Below are 16,220 nucleotides of genomic sequence, written 5' to 3'. Positions count from 1 at the left end.
CGGAGGCGGTGCCGCGTTCTTCGGCGGGTCCCGGAGGCCGGCCCGCCGAAGAACGCGGTGCTAGGCCAGCGCGTCCCGCAGGGCGCGGGCGCTCTTCACCAGCTGGGTGGACCCCTTGCGGGCGGCGACCTCCGCGACGGCCGGGATCTCGCCCGTGGCGCCGCAGCGCGCGGCGCATTCGGTGGCGAGCGCGAGCAGGCGTGCCGAATCGCGGGGGATGTCGCCGCCGAGCAGGCCGGGCAGCGCCGCGGCGAGCACGCACCAGGTGGTGCGGTAGGCACCGGTGTCGGCCGCGGCCTGGAGCGTGGCGTGCACGTCGCTCACCTTCATCCTGCCTCCGCTCAACATCGCCCCGAGCTGCTCGCCGAGCAGTCCGGTGTCCAGCTGCCCGCGGGCGGCCAGCACCAGGAACGAGTCGAGCACGAGGTCGCGCAGGGCAGGACGGCAGCTGCCGATCTCGCCGGCCAGCAGGCGGTGCACGGCGAAGCCCGCCGGGCCGCCCGCGGCGGCGAGGTGCGGCAGGAACCGCTCGTTGCCCCACCCCCGCACGAACGCGGTGTTGATGTCGCGGGCCACGACCTCGTCGCGGTGGTGCGGCAGCTGTGCGAGCCAGAAGGGGTCCAGCCCGCAGCGCACCCGCTCCCGCTGCGCGTCGCCGACCAGGTCTGCGGCCGCGGGCGGCAGCGGCAGCTCGATCCCCGGGCCGGGGTGCGCCGGGCGGCACAACGCGTCGCGGTGCGCGGCCGGTTCCGCCCAGCCGGCGGGGGTGGAGTCCTGGTGCGGCAGGCCGCCGCCGCGCAGCCACCGCGCGAGTCGCCGCCCCGGTTCGGAGCGCAACGCCTCGGCGGTGCGCACGACCCGCTCGCCGGGGGCCGGGTCGACCCGCAGCAGCGCTTGGGCGAAGTCGTGCTCGGCCGCCACCACCCCGAGCTCCTCGAACGCCGCGATCCGCTCCACCAGCACGTCCGCGTCGAGGGCGCCCGTGGACCACGTGGGCGTGGCGAGCAGGAACGGCTGCGAGCCGGACTCGACGATGCGCAGCACCTCCAGCATCCGCGCGTCCAACATGGACTCCGGCGGGGACAGCACGGCCTCGTCCCTCCGGTATCGGTTCCAGATCGCACCGGTGAGGGCGAACTCCCGCGGCTCGTCACCGCGCAGCGTCCGCACGACGTCGAACAGGTACGGCCCCTGCCCGAAGAGCCCACGCGGTTCCTTGCGGGCGACCGGGCGCAGCGCCTCGGTGAGTCCGGCCCGGTCGAGGGCGGCGTGGCGGACCACGCCGTCGAGGGCGCGCTCGAAACCGATCGGTTCCCAGTCGTCGGCGATGGCCACCGCCACCTCCTGCGCGACTTCGACCACCGTCTCGATCGGTCCCGGTACCGGTTCCGGTCGCGGGGCGGGCGGAAGCGCCTCGACGCAGGTGCCGCCCGCTTCCTCGCTGCCGAGGACTTCCGCGGCACGCGGTGCGAGGCTCGCGTGCAGCCGCGCGGCCGAGGTGCGCAGCCGGGGCAGCACGTCGTCCCCCGCGGACCGCAGGTGCCGGGCGATCACGTGGAGCGCGCGCTCCTGCAGCACCACGTCCCGGTTGTCGAAGGCGAGCGCGGCGTCGAGCACCACGCGGTGCGCGCGGGCGGGATCGCCCTTCGCCAGCCGGTCGAGCCAGGACAGCTGGGTGCGGACCAGCTTCTTCTCCTCCCGCAGCAGGATCCGCGCGGACGCGTCGGAGACGAGCTCCGGTTCCAGCGGTTCCACCCGGTCGACCTCGACCAGCTGTTCCTGGGCGAGCGCGGCCACCGGCAACGACTTGTCCAGCAACGCGAGGTGGTCCCGGACGTACCGGACGTTGTCCGCGGGATCGGCGAGCAGCACGCGCAGGTAGTCCCGCGTCGGCTCGGTGGTCTTCCGGGTGCCGTCCTGGTGCAGGCGGGTCAGCTGGGCCTCGACGATCGCGGCGAGGTCGTCGGCCAGTTCGGCCCGCTCCTCCCGGGTGGGGGCGAGCAGCTCCCACTCCTGCGCGTGGCCGAAGGGAACCTCGCCGTCCTGCCGCACCTCCGCCACGACCCGCCGCAGCAGCGCCCGCCGCTCCAGCAGTCCGTCCTCGGCGAGCTGGACGAACGGCAGCAGCCAGGACCGCACCGGCACTCCGGGCCGTTCCAGGGCCAGGGGCAGGAACACCGGGGTGAGCGGGTCCGCGCGCAGCCGCTCGACGTCCGCCGGGTCGAAGCGGGAGCTGCCGACGTGCCGGTAGTGCCCGAAGTGGTTGAACAGCCACGCGCGGAGGAACACGTCGCGGTCCGGCATCGGCGCCCCGGTTCCGCGGGCGATGTGCTCGACGAGCCGGAAACAGCACGAGTACCCCTCGTCGGGCACGGCGTCCCGGATCCGTGCCACCAGTTCGATCCGCCAGGCGACCGGGTGCACGTCGACGGCACCGCTGAGCTGCCCGCTCCGGTCGGTTGCGGTGCCGCGGAACCTGATGAGCTGCTCCGCGGCCTCCGCCGGGCTGATCGCGCAGCCCAGCGTCGCCGCGAGCCAGGCCCACTCCTGCGCGAACGTCCACTCGTCCGACCGCGCGCGTCGCGCCGCGAACAGCCGTTCGCCGCATTCGGCGTCGCGCTCCTCGGGCGGCAGCCCGGGCAGGGCCTCGATCACCCCGTCGCAGTCGGCCGCCTCCACCAGTTCGAGCAACGTCACTTCGCGACCTCCTGGAACATGCGGGTGGCGAGCACGTGCGCGCACGGCCCCCGTCCGCCGCGGTACCTCGCCCACCACGGGCAGGTGCAGCTCAGCGCCCCCGCGCCGTCCGCTCGGACCAGCTGGGCCCGGGCGGGCGTGCCCACCTGGAAGATCTCGCGGTCGCGCCGGACCAAGCCCTCGGCGATCAGCGCCCGCGCCCGCCGCAGCCGGGGGTTGCGGGTCTCGACGGCACCCGCCGAGAACGGCAGGCAGCGGTGGAAGTACGCCTGCTCGGCGAGGTCGTAGCCGACCTGCCCGGAGGTGCCGAGCACGGTCAGCGCGGCGCGCACCCGTTCCGGCGGCAGGTCCGCCTGCCGGGCCAGTTCGGGCACGTCGATCGTCGGCTCCCACGCCAGCAGCGCGGAGATCAGGTCGGCGTCGGCCTCGGCGCTGCCCGTCGCGAGATCGTCGAGCACGCCGCCTTCGCCGGAGAACCCGCGCCCGGGTTCCGGCGAGAGCATCAGGGTGAGCCGCAGGTGCGGCAGCTCCACCTCCCAGGCCACCGCGGTGCTCTCCTCGGCCGCCGGGGAGTACGCGCGCAACGCGACGGCGTGCGGCAGCACGTGCCGCACCGCGTGCAACCGCTCCGGACCGGGCAGCGGGATCGCGCCCGGCGCCGGCCGGGTGACGGGCCGCAGCGCGCCGCCCACCGGCAGCACCCACCGCGTGCCGCGGACGCCGGCGGACGGGTTCGGCCGGGGCAGCATCCGCAGCAGGGCCGCCGCTTCCGCCGCGGGCACCTCGGCACGCAGCTCGAAACCCGCGCCGAGCACCTGGGCTTCGGCGAAACCGCGCAACCAGCGCTCGGGCAGCGGGACCCGCTTCTCCACGAACCGGCCGTCGAAGGTGCGCACCGCCAGCTCGTCCGGGCCGATCGCCAGGTGCAGCGGGTCCAGACCGCCGAGCGTGGCGAGCGCCCGCTGCAACGGCGGGTTGACGTCGACGTTCGTGGTGCCGTGCCCGATCTCGTCGCCGTCGAGCCCCGGAGCCAGCACGTCGAGGCGCGCGTACACGCCGCCGCAGCCGGAGAAGGACTCCACCCGCAACCGGTCCCCGTTCGCGGTCACCACCGGGTCCCGGGACCGCGCGGCGTCCTGCCGGACGTAGCGGGCCTGCGCCACCTCCGCGACCGCCAGCACGCCTGCCGCGGCGGCGAGCGGCGCCGTCAGGAAACCGCGGAAGAACACCGGGTTGGCGACGTCCCCGCTCGGCGTGGAACCGCCGGAGGTCTCCAGCGCGAGCGCCCGGCCGGAACCGGATCCGCGCACGGCCGACGGCCGCACGTAGGAATACGTCTGGACTGCTGTCATGCGCGAACCCTACGAAGGGTCTACGACGATTCCCCCGCGGAACGCAGAACCGTGACCGACGCCTTCGAACGAGCATCCGCGCTGCTCGAACCGCAGGTCGAACGGGTGCGCACCAGTTCGTGTGCCGACGATTCCGGCGAAAGTCGCGGTGGCGCTGAGCCGATCAGCGCAATGCGCGATCGTCCCGTTCCGACCGCCCGGCATGCGGTCCTCCCGCGAATCGGCACGATCGGGCACGGGCATTTCCCCTTCGCCCGCCGAGAACGTTCTGCCCCGGTGATCCACCCGGGCGCTGATCCGCGGGAGGAACCGGAGCGGGCGGTGCTCGCGGCGCCGGGTCGCCGGACGGCCGAGGGGGCGGGGTTTGCCCGCCCTGGTGGGCGGGGCACCCGCACGGTGAGGCCAGGCCTCGGGGGGAAGACCGCCCGAGGTGCTCGCCGGGGAGGCGGACGGGCTCCGGCCCGCACCGCGAGGAGGCACGAGCGGCGTCCGCAGCCCGCGACGGTGTCGGCGAGCCTGGTCCTCCACCGGAGATCCGCGCGGGGGAAAGAGGAACCGCCATGGCGCACTCGTACGACTCGCACGACGTGGAACGGCAGACCGACCCGCGGCAGGTGCGGCAGACCGGCACCTCGGAGGCCGAGGCGCAGCACCCCGGGGCGAGCCAGGTCGACCCGCGGCAGACCGACACCGGGCAGCAGCCCGAGCAGGGAACTTCGTGGACGACGGGCGCCCCCACCGAGATGCCCAGGGCCAAGACCAGTCCGATGGCCGTGTTCGGCCTCGTGCTCGGGTTGCTGGCCCTGCTCTGCGGGCTGACCGGAGTGCTGGCGCCGCTGGCGATCGTGTTCGGGATCGTCGGCATCGTGCTCGGCATCCTCGGGCGCAAGGACGGCATGCAGCGCGAGCGCACCGGCAAGGGCGTGGCCACCGCGGGGCTCATCATGGCCATCATCGGACTGGTCCTGGGCGTGCTGGCCGGGATCGCGTTCGTGCTGGGCGCGATGAACCCGGACCTGTTCATCCCGGCGCAGCAGCAGGTCGGTGACCTGATGACGCAGGTGCCGCGCTGATCCGCGGGGCGGGCTCCCCGGGCCACCGGGGAGAATCCCGCGGGTGGCGTGCGATCTGACGTTGTCGGTGCTGGACACCTCGCCGATCGTCGAGGGTTCTTCGGCGGCGGAGGCGCTGCACCGGACGCTGGACCTGGCCCGCCTCGCCGATCGGACCGGGTTCCACCGCTACTGGGTTCCCGAGCACCACGGGATGCGCGGCGTGGCGTGCGCGGAGCCCGCGGTGCTGGCGGGAGCCATCGCGTCCGCCACGAGCGGGCTGCGCGTCGGCGCGGGCGGAGTGCTGCTGCCGAACCATCCGCCGCTGCTGGTGGCCGAGCGGTGGGGCATGCTCGCCGCCCTGCACCCGGGCCGAATCGACCTGGGGATCGGCCGGGCGCCCGGCGGCACGCCCGCGATGGCCGCGGCGCTGCGGCGGCCCCCGGAGGCGACGACGGCACCGGCCCACGCCACCGCGCTCGGCGAACTGCTGGCCTGCTTCGAACCGGAGTCGCGGGCGGTACCCGCGCGCGGGAACCGCCCGGAGATCTGGCTGCTGGGGTCGTCCGGCACCGGGGCGCGGTTGGCCGCCGAGCACGGGTTGCCGTGCGCGCACGCCCACCACCTCGATCCGGAGGGCGTGCCGGAAGCCGCGCGGGTCTACCGGGAGTCGTTCCGGCCGTCGGCGCAGCTGGCGGAGCCCGTGACGCTGGTCAGCGTGGCGGTGATCTGCGCGGAGAGCGACGCCGAGGCCGAGCGGCTCGCCGGGTCGACGCGCTGGAAGACGCTCAGCCGCCGGCGCGGTCGGCGCATCCTACTACCGAGCCCGGAGCGGGCCGCCGCGGAGCTGGCCGGGCTGGACCGGGCGGAGGTCGAGTCCTGCTCCCCCGGCCTCGTCGCCGGATCTCCAGGAACAGTCCGGCGGGAACTGCTCGCCATCGCGGCGCGGACCGGCAGCACCGAGCTGATGATCACCACGCCGGTGCACGACCACGCGCGGCGGCGGCGCTCCTACGAACTCCTCGCCGACGCGGTGCACCCGGCCCGGCCGCGGTGACCGAGCCGGTTCCCCGCCTCGTCAGCCCACCGCCCGCCGCATCCGCCCGGCGAACTCCCGGGCCGCGGCCAGGTCCCGCTCGTCCGGCCGCCGCCGGTGCAGGCCGCCGACGAGCCCGAACGGCCCCCAGGTATCCCACGCCCGGCAGGTGAAGGTGCCGCGCACCGCGAACCCCGCGCCGGCGAGCGACCGGGCCAGCGGCCGGGTGAACGGCAGCAGCGGGAACTCGGGGAACCCGCTGGTGGCGAACGCGAAAGCGCTCCCCCGCCCGCGCGGCAGCGCCCGCGCGAGACCGAGCAGGTCCGTGTGCATCCGCCCGTGGAAGACACCGGAGCCGAAGCCGACCAGGTCGGCGCGGGCGAGCAAGTCCGGATCGGCCCGCTGCGGCGGGACGACCTCGGCGTCCAGCACCCCGGCCATGGCCTCGGCGATCCGGCGGGTGCCGCCGTGCGACACCGACGTGCACACGATGACGTTCTTCGACTCCATCCGGTCCCTCCTCGTTCCAAGAGGGGGACGTGGTGGCCGCGGGAAGTGTGACGGCGTGCGTCGCACCACGGCGGGTCGGGCGCCGGTGCCGGGCTGCGGCACCGGCGGCCCGCGTCACCAGCGGACGGCGCGGAGGTAGTCGAAGCCGACGCCCGCGGTGCGCAGCGGATCGGTCGGCTGGTCGTGCTCGACGATGTACTCGCAGGCGGACCGGGCGTGCGCGAAGATCGCCGGGAAGTCCAGCGTGCCGGTGCCCGGGTCGGCCATCTCGCCGTCGGGGGCGCGGTCCTTGACGTGCAGCTGGCGGATGCGGTCGCGTTCGGCGTCGATCAGCGCGAGCACGTCCTGGCCCGCGTGCACCGCCCAGTACAGGTCGAGTTCGAAGTGGACGAACCTGCGATCGGTGCGCTCCCGCAAGACGTCGTACGGGAGGACGCCGTCCACCGGCGCGAATTCGTGGTCGTGGTTGTGGTAGCCGAACCGCAACCCGGCGGCGCGGCACTTCCGGCCCGCTTCGTTGAGCTCGTCGGCGAACGCGCGCCAGCCGTCGGCCGTGTCGAACACGGCGTGCGGGACGACGACCTGCCGGTTTCCCAGCGCGCGGGCGTCCTCGATCAGCGCGTCCACCCCGCCGTCGAGGTCGGCGTGCCCGGAGGTGGCGCGCAGCCCGAGGTCGTCGAGGACGGTGCGGAACTCGGCGGCGGTGCGGCCGTGCGTGCCCGCCGTCTCGACGCTGCGGTAGCCGAGCTCGGCCACCTGGCGCAGCGTGCCCGGCACGTCCTCGTCGAGCAGGGTGCACCCGCAGGTCCACCCCGTCCAGGGCGCGCACGCCCGGGAACACCTTGACGATGCCGGACATCACCAGCACGTCGTCCGTCCGCGGTCGGGTCATCTGCCGCCTCCGACCGGTGTCCACCTGCTGTGGTCGGCGGCGCTGCGCTGCACCGCGTCGAGCACCCGCTGCACCCGCAGCCCGGCGGCGAAGTCCGGGCTGGGGCTGGTGCGCTCGCCGATGGCGGTCACGAAGTCCCGCAGCTGGTGGGTGAACGTGTGCTCGTAGCCGAGCACGTGCCCCGGCGGGTACCAGGCGCGCAGGTACGGGTGGTCGGCCTCGGTGGCCAGGATGCGGCGGAACCCCGCGGTGGCCGCGTCCTCGGTCGCGTCGTAGAAGGACAACTCGTTCATCGACTCGAAGTCGAACGCGAGGCTGCCCGCGCTGCCGTTGATCTCGACGCGCAACCCGTTCTTGCGCCCCGCGGCGTAGCGGGTCGCCTCGAAAGTGCCGAGCGCGCCGCCGCCGAAGCGGGCGGTGAACATCGTCGCGTCGTCCACCGTCACCGGACCGGTGCGGTCGGTGCCCGCGCCCAGCGGCCGTTCGGCCACGAAGGTGTCGACCAGGCCGCAGACGCTGGTGATCTCGTCGTCCAGCAGGAACTGGGCGAGGTCGACCAGGTGCGCGCCCAGATCGCCGAGCGCCCCGGATCCGGCGCGTTCGGCCTGCAACCGCCAGGTCAGCGGGGCCTGCGGGTCGAGCAGCCAGTCCTGCAGGTACTGGGCGCGCACGTGCCTGATCCGACCCAGCCTGCCCTGCGCGACCAGCGTCCTCGCCAGCGACAGCGCGGGAACCCGGCGGTAGTTGAACCCGACCATCGACCGGATCCCCCGCTGCCGCGCGCGTTCCGCGGCGTCGGCCATCGCGACCGCTTCGGCGACCGAGTTCGCCAGCGGCTTCTCGCACAGCACGTGCTTGCCGGCTTCCAGGGCGCTCATCGCGATCTCGGCGTGGCTGTCGCCGGGGGTGCAGATGTCGACGACGTGCACGTCGTCGCGCAGCAGCGCGGACTTCCAGTCGTCGCTGTCCTCCCGCCAGCCGAGCCGGGCGGCGGCATGGTGCACGGCGTCCTTGCGGCGTCCGCACAGCACCACCATCTCCGGCCGGACCGGGAGGTCGAAGACCCGTCCCACGGTCCGCCACGCCTGCGAGTGGACCACTCCCATGAAGGCGTGGCCCACCAGGGCGACACCGAGTGCGTTCATCCCGTCCTCCTGTCGTGCGGAGCGCGTCCAGGGTGGTGCTGCGGGAGCTCGGGCGGCTCCTCGCCGATCGGTGTGCCGGGGTCCCCCGGTCACGGCGCGGCTGCGCCGCCGAGCACGTGGTCGCTGATCAGTCCGGCGGCGCCGACGACTCCGGCGGTCCCGCCCAGTTCGGAGAGCGCGATCGGCAGGCTGCTGGTGGCCAGCGGCGTGGATCGCCGGTAGAGCTCGCTGCGCACTTCCGCCAGCAGCGGGTGGCCGAGCCCGGCCACTCCCCCGCCGACCACGATCATCGCGGGGTTCGCGAAGTTCACCAGCCCGGCCAGCACCGTGCCCAGCCGCCGCGCGCCCTCGCGCACCAGGCCGAGCGCCAGCGGATCGCCGTGGCGCATCGCGGTTCCCACATCGTGCGCGGTGAGCACGTCGCGACCGGCGAGCAGTTCCCGCAGCTCCGGTGATTCGCCGCTGCGCGCCAGCGCGGTGGCGTCGCGGGACAGGGAGGCGCCGCTGAACCACGCCTCCAGGCACCCGGTCCGCCCGCAGCCGCACACCGGCCCGGTGTCGTGCACCGCGATGTGCCCGATGTCCCCGGCGCTGCCGTTGCTGCCGCGCAGCACCCGGTTCCCGGTGATGATGCCGCAGCCGATCCCGGTGCCGATCTTGACGAACAGGAAGTCCGGCACCGAACGGCCCAGCCCGCGGTACATCTCGCCGAGCGCCATCAGGTTCACGTCGTTGTCCACCAGCGCCGGCACGCCCAGCCGCTGCGCGAAGTACTCCCGCACCGGGTAGCGGTCCCACCCGGGCATGATCGGCGGGGAGACGGTGAACCCGTCCCGGAAGCTCACCGGGCCGGGCACCCCGACGCCCACGCCGTGCAGGCCAGGCAGGTGCCCGGCGGCGCGCATCTCCTCGACCACGTCGACGGCGCGGCCGAGCACGGCGTCCGGGCCGTCCTTGATCTCGATGCCTTCGCTGGTGTGCGCGACCAGGTCCAGCAGTCCGTCGGTGACCCCGACGTCGAGCGAGGTGGCGCCGATGTCGATGCCGACGAAGCGCAGCCGCCGGGACAGCTGCACCAGGCCGGAGCGCCGCCCGCCCCGCGAGGCGGCCTTGCCTGCGCGTTCCACGAATCCGAGTTCCTGCAACCGGGCCAGCTCCTGACCGATCTTGGAGCGGGACAGCGACACCTGCGCGGCCAGTTCCGCCGCCGCTTGGGCGCCGCCGAACCGCAACGAGGTCAGCAGGCGAGCTTGGTGTGCGTTCTCCGGTTGCACCGACTACCCCACTTCTTGCGCGGAGCGTACGAAGTTCGTCACAGAGTAGGCGAACGTTTTCTCCTGCGGTCAAGGAGAAATCGGCGATGTCCCCCGGATGTTCGCTGCCCGGACGGGCGCATCCGACCGCGTCCGTTCGGGCGCTGCCCGGGGAATCCGGAATGCGGGGGGAAGAACGCGCCATCTCTCCCGGAACTCCTCGCCGAGTCCACAGTGGAACAGCAAGGGCGCTGCGGGAACACCGGTCCGGACCGCCGATCGCCGACCAGCGGGCCACCCGCCATCGCGCCGAGCCGCCGCAGCGCCGAAGGATCCCTCGCCGACTGGGCCGAACGCGCCATTCCGCGCAAAACGGACGCGAGTTCCGCGGGGCCCCAGGAGCGGAGAACGGCGCCGCCGGCGAGGTGACGGCGACGCCGGAGTTCCGCGGACGCGCCTACGCCTCGGTGCTGAACGCCGCGTCGAAGGCGACCGCGGGCGGCTCGATCGCCGCCAGCTTCCGGACGAACGCGAGCGCGTCCGGGGCCCCCAGCATCCGGTCCATGCCCGCGTCCTCCCACTCCACCGAGATCGGCCCGGAGTAGCCGATCGCGTTGAGCCCCCGGAAGATCGGCTCCCACGGCACGTCCCCGTGCCCGGTGGAGACGAAGTCCCAGCCGCGCCGCGGATCCGCCCACGGCAGGTGCGAGCCGAGCCGGCCGTTGCGGCCGTTGAACTGCTTCACCGACTCCTTGCAGTCCACGTGGTAGATCCGGTCCTGGAAGTCCCACAGGAACGTCACCGGGTCCAGGTCCTGCCACAGGAAGTGACTCGGGTCGAAGTTCAGCCCGAACGCGGGGCGGTGCCCGATCGCCTCCAGCGCGCGCCGCGTCGTCCAGTAGTCGTAGGCGATCTCGCTCGGGTGGACCTCGTGCGCGAACCGCACCCCCTCCTCGTCGAACACGTCCAGGATCGGGTTCCACCGCTCGGCGAAGTCGGCGTAGCCGCGCTCCACCATCTCCGCCGGGACCGGCGGGAACATCGCCACGGTGTGCCAGATGGAGGAGCCGGTGAACCCGACCACGGTGGACACGCCGAGCTTCGCCGCCGCCCGCGCGGTGTCCTTCAACTCCTCCGCCGCACGGGTCCGCACGCCCTCCGGTGCACCGTCGCCCCAGATCCGGGACGGCAGGATGCCGCGGTGCCGCTCGTCGATCGGGTGGTCGCACACCGCCTGGCCCACCAGGTGGTTCGACAGCGTCCACACCTCCAACCCGTGCGCGGCAAGCAGGTCCAGCCTCCCCTGCACGTAGTCGTCCTCGGCCAACGCCCGGTCCACCTCGAAGTGGTCCCCGGAACAGGCGATCTCCAGCCCGTCGTAGCCCCATCCGGCGGCCAGCCGGCACACCTCCTCGAACGGCAGGTCGGCCCACTGGCCGGTGAACAGCGTGACCGGTCTCGGCATCGTGATCTCCCTTGCTCGACGGCGGGGAAGGAGCACTCACTGGGGCGTCGAACACCGCGACGCGACAGTCCACATCGGACCGCCGGGGGCGCACGGCGCCCCACCTCCCGGGACACGCCCATCTTGGAGCAGGCGCCGCACGAACACCAGGGTCGTTGCGGCCCGCGCCACCAGGAGCCCCGCGCAGCGGCGACGCCGGGCGAGACTGGTCGCGCCTCGACGACGTCCCGGACCCGGCGCCTGACGTCCCAGCACCGCCCCATCGGCGCTTCGCCGGCTGTGCACAGCCGAACACGTGTGGTGAGCGGGTGAACCGGGCGCCGCACCGGTGCCGGACCGCCGAAAGGGATCGTCGAGAATCCGATCTCGCAGCAGAACTTCCGATCCGCACCCGCCGGTGCGGTGCGGCGAATACGATCTCCGACCGCAGGGTGGGAGCGAAGGACGGGAACGGGACATGTGGCTGGTGGGATTGGTCGTGGTGGCCCTGGCGGTCGCCGGGTTCTTCTGGATGCGCCGCACCCGCAGCGAGCTCCACGCGATGATCGGCACCGAGACCTCCACGATCGACGAGCTGGAGGAGCTGCGCCGCATCTCCGACGAGCTCGGCGCGCGGGGCGGGTTCCGCAGGACCGCCGAGGTCGTCGGCGCCGCCCACCCCCGCCCCGAAGGCCTGCTCACCGCCGCGCTCAGCGAAGCGCCCTGCGTCTGGTACCGCTACCAGGTGGAACGGATCTACGAGCAGGTCGAGCAGCGCGACGGCCGGACCAGGCGGGTCCGCAAGACCGAAACGGTCTCCGAGCACACCTCGGAGGAGGGCTACGCGCTGATCGACGAGCAGGGCCGGACCATCGGGATCGCCCCGGCGGGGACGAAGCCCGAGGGCGTCGAGCAGTCGGTCGAGCGGTTCGAACCGCACAACGGAGGCGGTGGCGGATTCGGGTTCCAGCTGGGCGGGTTCAGCTTCGGGAATCGGAGCTCCACGATCGGCATGCGCTACAAGGAATGGCTGATCCGCCCGGGCACCCGGCTCTACGCGCTCGGCGAGGTGCACGACGCCATCGGCCCGCTGGTCCTCGGGAAGCCGCAGGAGAAGGGGCACTTCATCATCGCCGCGAAGACCGAGCAGCAGCTGCGGGAGGAGCGCACGAAGCGCCACCGGCTGCTCGCCATCGGGGTGCCCGTCGCGTTCGTCGCGGGCGCCGCCCTCACGATCTTCGACCTGGTCCGCTGATCCGCACAGGTCGCGGCGCCGGCGGCTGCGCACCGCAGAGCAAGGCATACTGCTGTCGTCGAACCTGCTCGGTGGGTTCTTCGGCTGTTTCCTGTCAGCGGCGAAGCCGATGAGCAGCGACCACCCGATCAACCGGACCACCCGCGGGTCCTCAGCGGTTCCCTCGCGAGGACAGCGATTTCTCCTGTGGCGGAGCCACCGGTGACATCGATCCCGCAGCGGGGGAACCGCTGAGGTTCCGCCACCCGAGTGCTACGCAACACGAGTTCGGAAGGCAGGCAGTTCACATGACATCGACCGTTGAGAAGGCCGCACGGCTGCAAGAACTGCACGCGGCACCCGAACTGCTGCTCGTCGTCAACGCGTGGGACGCGATCACCGCGAAGGTGGTCGCCGAGACCCCGGGCACGAAGGCGCTGGCCACCCCGAGCCACGGCATCGCGGCCTCCCGCGGCTACCCCGACGGGGAGCGGATCCCGCGCGACGAGATGATCGCCGAGGTCGGACTGATCGTGCGCGTCGCCGGGGACCTGCCGGTGACCGCGGACCTGGAGGCCGGCTACGGCGACCCGGGCGGCACCATCGCCCGCGCCATCGACGTCGGCGCCGTCGGCGCGAACCTCGAAGACCAGATGAAACCGCTGGACGAGGCGGTGCGGGCCGTGGAGGCCGCGGTGTCCGCCGCGCGCTCGGCCGGGGTGGACTTCGTGCTCAACGCGCGCACCGACGCGTTCCTCAAGGCGGGCGACCGGGACCCGGAGGCGGTGCTCGACGAGGCGATCACCCGGGGCCGGGCCTACCTGGACGCGGGCGCGTCGAACTTCTTCGCGCCCGGCAAGCTCACCGAGGACCAGATCTCCCGGCTCGTCGCGGAACTGGGCGAGCGGAAGGTGAACATCATCGGCGTGCCCGGCTCGGTGCCGCTGGAGACCGCGCAGCGGCTCGGGGTGTCCCGGGTGTCCTACGGGCCGTGGAGCCAGAACGTGGCGCTCACCGCACTCGCCGAGCTGGCCGAGGATGTCTACGCCGGCGGCGGCCTCCCCGAGGGGACCCGCAAGCTCAACTGACGCCTCGGGTGCGCGGCCCTTTCCCGTGTCCGCGCGGTCGGCACCCGCACCGCCTGCCAGCCCGGAGCGTGCCCGGCCGCCGGGTGCGCGGTGATGCCGGGCTGAGCGCACCGCTCCGCCGCACCGCCGGACGTCACGCTCGCGGCGGATGCTCCGCGGTGCTCGAGCTGCCTACGCTGGCGGTGCTGTGGGGCTTCGCGGTCGGCGGCGGGAGGGCCGGTGTCCACTTCCGGGGGGTTCGAAGCGCTGGTCGTGCTCCGCGCGAAGCAGGGCGAGTTCGCCGCGCTCCACGCCGTGGACGAGCGGGCGCACGTCGAGCGCGTGCAGCCGCTGCTCGAATTCATCCCGAACGGATCGACACCGGCGGGTCAGCTGGACGGGGCGGAGGCGGTGGCGCGGGGGCTGCGCGGGCTCGGCCGCACGATCATGGTCGACGCCGCCGAAGTGACCGGCGCACCCGGGTTCGGGGCAGGCCCGGTGGGCGCGCTCGGGGAACTGGCCGACCGGCTGGCGCATCCGGTGGACCTCTTCGACGAGCAGGTGCCGGTTCCGTTCCTCCCGGTCGTCCGCGGCACCGCGACCGCTGCCGAGCTCCCCGTGCTCGGACGCCTCTGCCAGGAGCTCGGGGCGGGCGGGGCGCTGCGGATCGGGACGGCCGCGGCGGATCGGGACGTGGTCGAGCGGCTGCACGACGGGCTGCGGGTCGTCCCCGCCGACCTCGATCTCATCGTCGATCTCGGTTATCTGCCGGAGCTGCCCGCGCGGGTCGTCGATCGGGCCGCCGCCGCGGTCGGTGCCGCGACCGGGTGCGGGCCGTTCCGATCGGTCAGCGTGCTGAGCGGTTCCATCCCCCGGTCGCTCGACCGCACCTCGCTCTGGGAGCAGCCGCGCGTCGAGGAGCGGCTGTGGCGCTGGCTGGTCGAGGACGGGCGCACCGACCTCCGGCTCGGTGACTACGGCATCGCGCACCCGGTGATCGGCGAGGGGTATCGCAGCAAGCACGTCGCCCTCCGGTACTCCTGCCCGGACCACTGGCTGTACTCGCGCGAGCGGGAACCGGTCGCGGACGGCGCGGTGGAGGCGGAGAGCGGGCGGGCGCGCACCGTCCGGTCGGTGTGCCGGAACCTCGTCGAGTCCGACGGGTACGCGGGGCCCGAATTCTCCTGGGGCGACCGGGAAATTCTCGACGCGGCGGAGGGCCGGGGCAGCGGGCTCGGCGCGACGAGCAAGCCGCCCGCGCTCGCCACATCGCACCACCTCGCCTACCTCGCCGCCCACGCCGCGTAGCGGGAGCCCGGGGGTCCGCACGGGACCGACGTGTCCGATGTGGACTCCATCGGACACCGCCGCACCACCGCGCCCGAACCGGGGGGTGGCTTTGCGCGCCGCCGATCTTGCCGGTACCTTGCGTGGCATGGTTCTAGACGAGAGCGGCGTGCTCACCCACTTGCGCCGCGGAGTGCTGGAGTACTGCATCCTCGCGATGGTCGACGTCGAACCGCTGTACGGCCTGGAGATCGCGCGCAGGCTCGGCGAGCACGACATCCTGCTGCAGAGCGAGGGAACGCTGTACCCGCTGCTCGCACGCCTCCGGCGGCAGGGACTCGTGGAGACCAGCCAGGTGAAGTCCACCTCCGGCCCGCCGCGCCGCTACTACGCGCTCACCGCGGAGGGCAGGACGGCGCTGGCCACCTTCCGCAGCACCTGGTCCACCTTCCGCAACGCCGTCGATTCCGCCATGACAGGAGAACAACGATCGTGACCAAGACCCACGCCCGCGTGCACAGCTACCTGGAAGAGCTCAACGACCTGTTGCGCGACGCACCCGCCTCCGTCCGCCGCGACGTGATCGCCGGCGTGCACGAGCACTTCGACGCCAGCGTCGGCCCGGACGCGGACGCGGCCACCGTCGACGACGCCATCGAGCGGATGGGCACCCCCGAGCAGGTCGCCGCGGAGGCGGGTGTCGAGCCCGGCCGCGCGCAATCCGCCCGGCAGGGTTCCGTGCTCGCCGCAGCGCTGGCCTGCCTCGCCCTGGCAGGCGCCTGCTCGCTCACCTACCTCATCGGCGGCCTCATGGCGCTGTCCGCGGGCTTCGACGCCGACCCCGACTGGGAGATCAACGGCGCCACCGCGGCCGCCGCCATCGTGCTCTCGTTCGCGGCCTGGCTCTGCGGCACGGTGCTCGTGGCCGTGAACCGCTCCTGGTCGCGGCGGCAGAAGGCGCTGCTGATCGCCTCCTGGCCCGCGGCCCTGGTCCTCTCCGAACTCTGCAACCTGCCCACCGGACCGCTGTTCGCGGTCAACGTGATCAGCTTCGTCGTGCAGGGCGTCATCGGGGTCCTCGTCGTCGTCGCCCTCGCCAAGCTCTGGTTCGCGACACGGAGCTGACGGGAATGCCTGCCGCCCCGGGGGCGGGCCCCCCCCCCCCGGGGGGGGGGCGCCCCGCACCGATGGGTCAGTTCTCGCAGCCGATGCCGTCGCCGTCCCGGTCGAGCTTCGGGCGGTAGCCCGGGT

General features: G+C 73.7%; 15 protein-coding genes. 7 read left to right on the top strand and 8 right to left on the bottom strand.

What is annotated here, in order from left to right; all coding sequences use genetic code 11:
* Positions 1 to 60: 60 nt before the first annotated feature.
* Entirely contained in the window at positions 61 to 2,697 is a 2,637-nt protein-coding gene (locus LCD33_RS00965) for a DUF6493 family protein (protein ID WP_224977417.1), read from the bottom strand.
* Entirely contained in the window at positions 2,694 to 4,049 is a 1,356-nt protein-coding gene (locus tag LCD33_RS00960) for an SWIM zinc finger family protein (protein ID WP_224957798.1), read from the bottom strand. Before LCD33_RS00960 ends, LCD33_RS00965 begins: the two co-directional genes overlap by 4 nt.
* Before the next feature lie 560 nt (positions 4,050 to 4,609).
* On the opposite strand from LCD33_RS00960, the gene LCD33_RS00955 reads away from it, so the two are divergent.
* Entirely contained in the window at positions 4,610 to 5,122 is a 513-nt protein-coding gene (locus tag LCD33_RS00955) for a DUF4190 domain-containing protein (protein ID WP_224957796.1), read from the top strand.
* Positions 5,123 to 5,165: 43 nt separating this feature from the next.
* Positions 5,166 to 6,158: an LLM class flavin-dependent oxidoreductase gene (locus tag LCD33_RS00950; protein ID WP_224957794.1), complete on the top strand. Its 993-nt coding sequence runs from the start codon at positions 5,166 to 5,168 to the stop codon at positions 6,156 to 6,158.
* 21 nt (positions 6,159 to 6,179) lie between these two features.
* Here the strand turns inward: LCD33_RS00950 and LCD33_RS00945 are convergent, their stop codons facing one another.
* The 5 genes from LCD33_RS00945 to LCD33_RS00925 form a co-directional block, all read right to left on the bottom strand.
* Positions 6,180 to 6,647, bottom strand: coding sequence for a flavodoxin family protein (locus tag LCD33_RS00945; RefSeq protein ID WP_224977416.1), 468 nt, complete (start codon positions 6,645 to 6,647; stop codon positions 6,180 to 6,182).
* Positions 6,648 to 6,761: 114 nt separating this feature from the next.
* Positions 6,762 to 7,424 carry a sugar phosphate isomerase/epimerase gene (locus LCD33_RS00940; protein ID WP_224977415.1) on the bottom strand — a complete coding sequence of 221 codons (663 nt, stop codon included), beginning with the start codon at positions 7,422 to 7,424 and terminating at the stop codon, positions 6,762 to 6,764.
* A gap of 111 nt (positions 7,425 to 7,535) precedes the next feature.
* Positions 7,536 to 8,684 (bottom strand): Gfo/Idh/MocA family protein, encoded by a 1,149-nt coding sequence (locus LCD33_RS00935; RefSeq protein WP_224977414.1) that lies wholly within the window; start codon positions 8,682 to 8,684, stop codon positions 7,536 to 7,538.
* 89 nt (positions 8,685 to 8,773) lie between these two features.
* Positions 8,774 to 9,958 carry an ROK family protein gene (locus tag LCD33_RS00930; protein WP_224977413.1) on the bottom strand — a complete coding sequence of 395 codons (1,185 nt, stop codon included), beginning with the start codon at positions 9,956 to 9,958 and terminating at the stop codon, positions 8,774 to 8,776.
* Positions 9,959 to 10,394: 436 nt separating this feature from the next.
* Complete coding sequence (locus LCD33_RS00925) at positions 10,395 to 11,402, bottom strand: sugar phosphate isomerase/epimerase (protein WP_224977412.1); 1,008 nt, start codon at positions 11,400 to 11,402, stop codon at positions 10,395 to 10,397.
* 457 nt (positions 11,403 to 11,859) lie between these two features.
* Between LCD33_RS00925 and LCD33_RS00920 the strand changes: the two genes are divergently transcribed.
* The 5 genes from LCD33_RS00920 to LCD33_RS00900 all read left to right on the top strand — a co-directional run bounded on the left by LCD33_RS00920 (position 11,860) and on the right by LCD33_RS00900 (position 16,094).
* Positions 11,860 to 12,636 (top strand): E3 ubiquitin ligase family protein, encoded by a 777-nt coding sequence (locus LCD33_RS00920; protein ID WP_224977411.1) that lies wholly within the window; start codon positions 11,860 to 11,862, stop codon positions 12,634 to 12,636.
* Positions 12,637 to 12,923: 287 nt separating this feature from the next.
* On the top strand, positions 12,924 to 13,703 hold the full coding sequence (locus LCD33_RS00915; protein ID WP_224957784.1) for an isocitrate lyase/phosphoenolpyruvate mutase family protein: 780 nt from the start codon (positions 12,924 to 12,926) through the stop codon (positions 13,701 to 13,703).
* Between the two features lie 219 nt (positions 13,704 to 13,922).
* Entirely contained in the window at positions 13,923 to 14,990 is a 1,068-nt protein-coding gene (locus LCD33_RS00910) for a beta family protein (RefSeq protein ID WP_224977410.1), read from the top strand.
* 127 nt (positions 14,991 to 15,117) lie between these two features.
* Positions 15,118 to 15,465 carry a PadR family transcriptional regulator gene (locus tag LCD33_RS00905; RefSeq protein ID WP_224957780.1) on the top strand — a complete coding sequence of 116 codons (348 nt, stop codon included), beginning with the start codon at positions 15,118 to 15,120 and terminating at the stop codon, positions 15,463 to 15,465.
* Positions 15,462 to 16,094: a hypothetical protein gene (locus LCD33_RS00900; protein ID WP_224966718.1), complete on the top strand. Its 633-nt coding sequence runs from the start codon at positions 15,462 to 15,464 to the stop codon at positions 16,092 to 16,094. The genes LCD33_RS00905 and LCD33_RS00900 overlap by 4 nt, the downstream gene beginning before the upstream one ends.
* A 67-nt stretch (positions 16,095 to 16,161) precedes the next feature.
* Here LCD33_RS00900 and LCD33_RS29545 read toward each other — a convergent pair.
* A partial coding sequence (locus LCD33_RS29545; protein ID WP_224977424.1) for an excalibur calcium-binding domain-containing protein occupies positions 16,162 to 16,220 on the bottom strand: 59 nt, incomplete at its 5' end.

The organism is Saccharopolyspora sp. 7B, assembly GCF_020177435.1.
In the GTDB taxonomy this organism is placed as follows: Bacteria; Actinomycetota; Actinomycetes; order Mycobacteriales; family Pseudonocardiaceae; genus Saccharopolyspora_C; species Saccharopolyspora_C gregorii.
Note: the sequence above shows the minus strand (reverse complement) of the source record. Positions and strands in the feature narration are given on the sequence as shown.

Coding starts and splice junctions, on each gene's coding strand:
- LCD33_RS00960 (WP_224957798.1), bottom strand. CDS start 4,049: ATGACAGCAGTCCAGACGTATTCCTACGTGCGGCCGTCGGCCGTGCGC.
- LCD33_RS00955 (WP_224957796.1), top strand. CDS start 4,610: ATGGCGCACTCGTACGACTCGCACGACGTGGAACGGCAGACCGACCCG.
- LCD33_RS00945 (WP_224977416.1), bottom strand. CDS start 6,647: ATGGAGTCGAAGAACGTCATCGTGTGCACGTCGGTGTCGCACGGCGGC.
- LCD33_RS00935 (WP_224977414.1), bottom strand. CDS start 8,684: ATGAACGCACTCGGTGTCGCCCTGGTGGGCCACGCCTTCATGGGAGTG.
- LCD33_RS00925 (WP_224977412.1), bottom strand. CDS start 11,402: ATGCCGAGACCGGTCACGCTGTTCACCGGCCAGTGGGCCGACCTGCCG.
- LCD33_RS00920 (WP_224977411.1), top strand. CDS start 11,860: ATGTGGCTGGTGGGATTGGTCGTGGTGGCCCTGGCGGTCGCCGGGTTC.
- LCD33_RS00915 (WP_224957784.1), top strand. CDS start 12,924: ATGACATCGACCGTTGAGAAGGCCGCACGGCTGCAAGAACTGCACGCG.
- LCD33_RS00905 (WP_224957780.1), top strand. CDS start 15,118: ATGGTTCTAGACGAGAGCGGCGTGCTCACCCACTTGCGCCGCGGAGTG.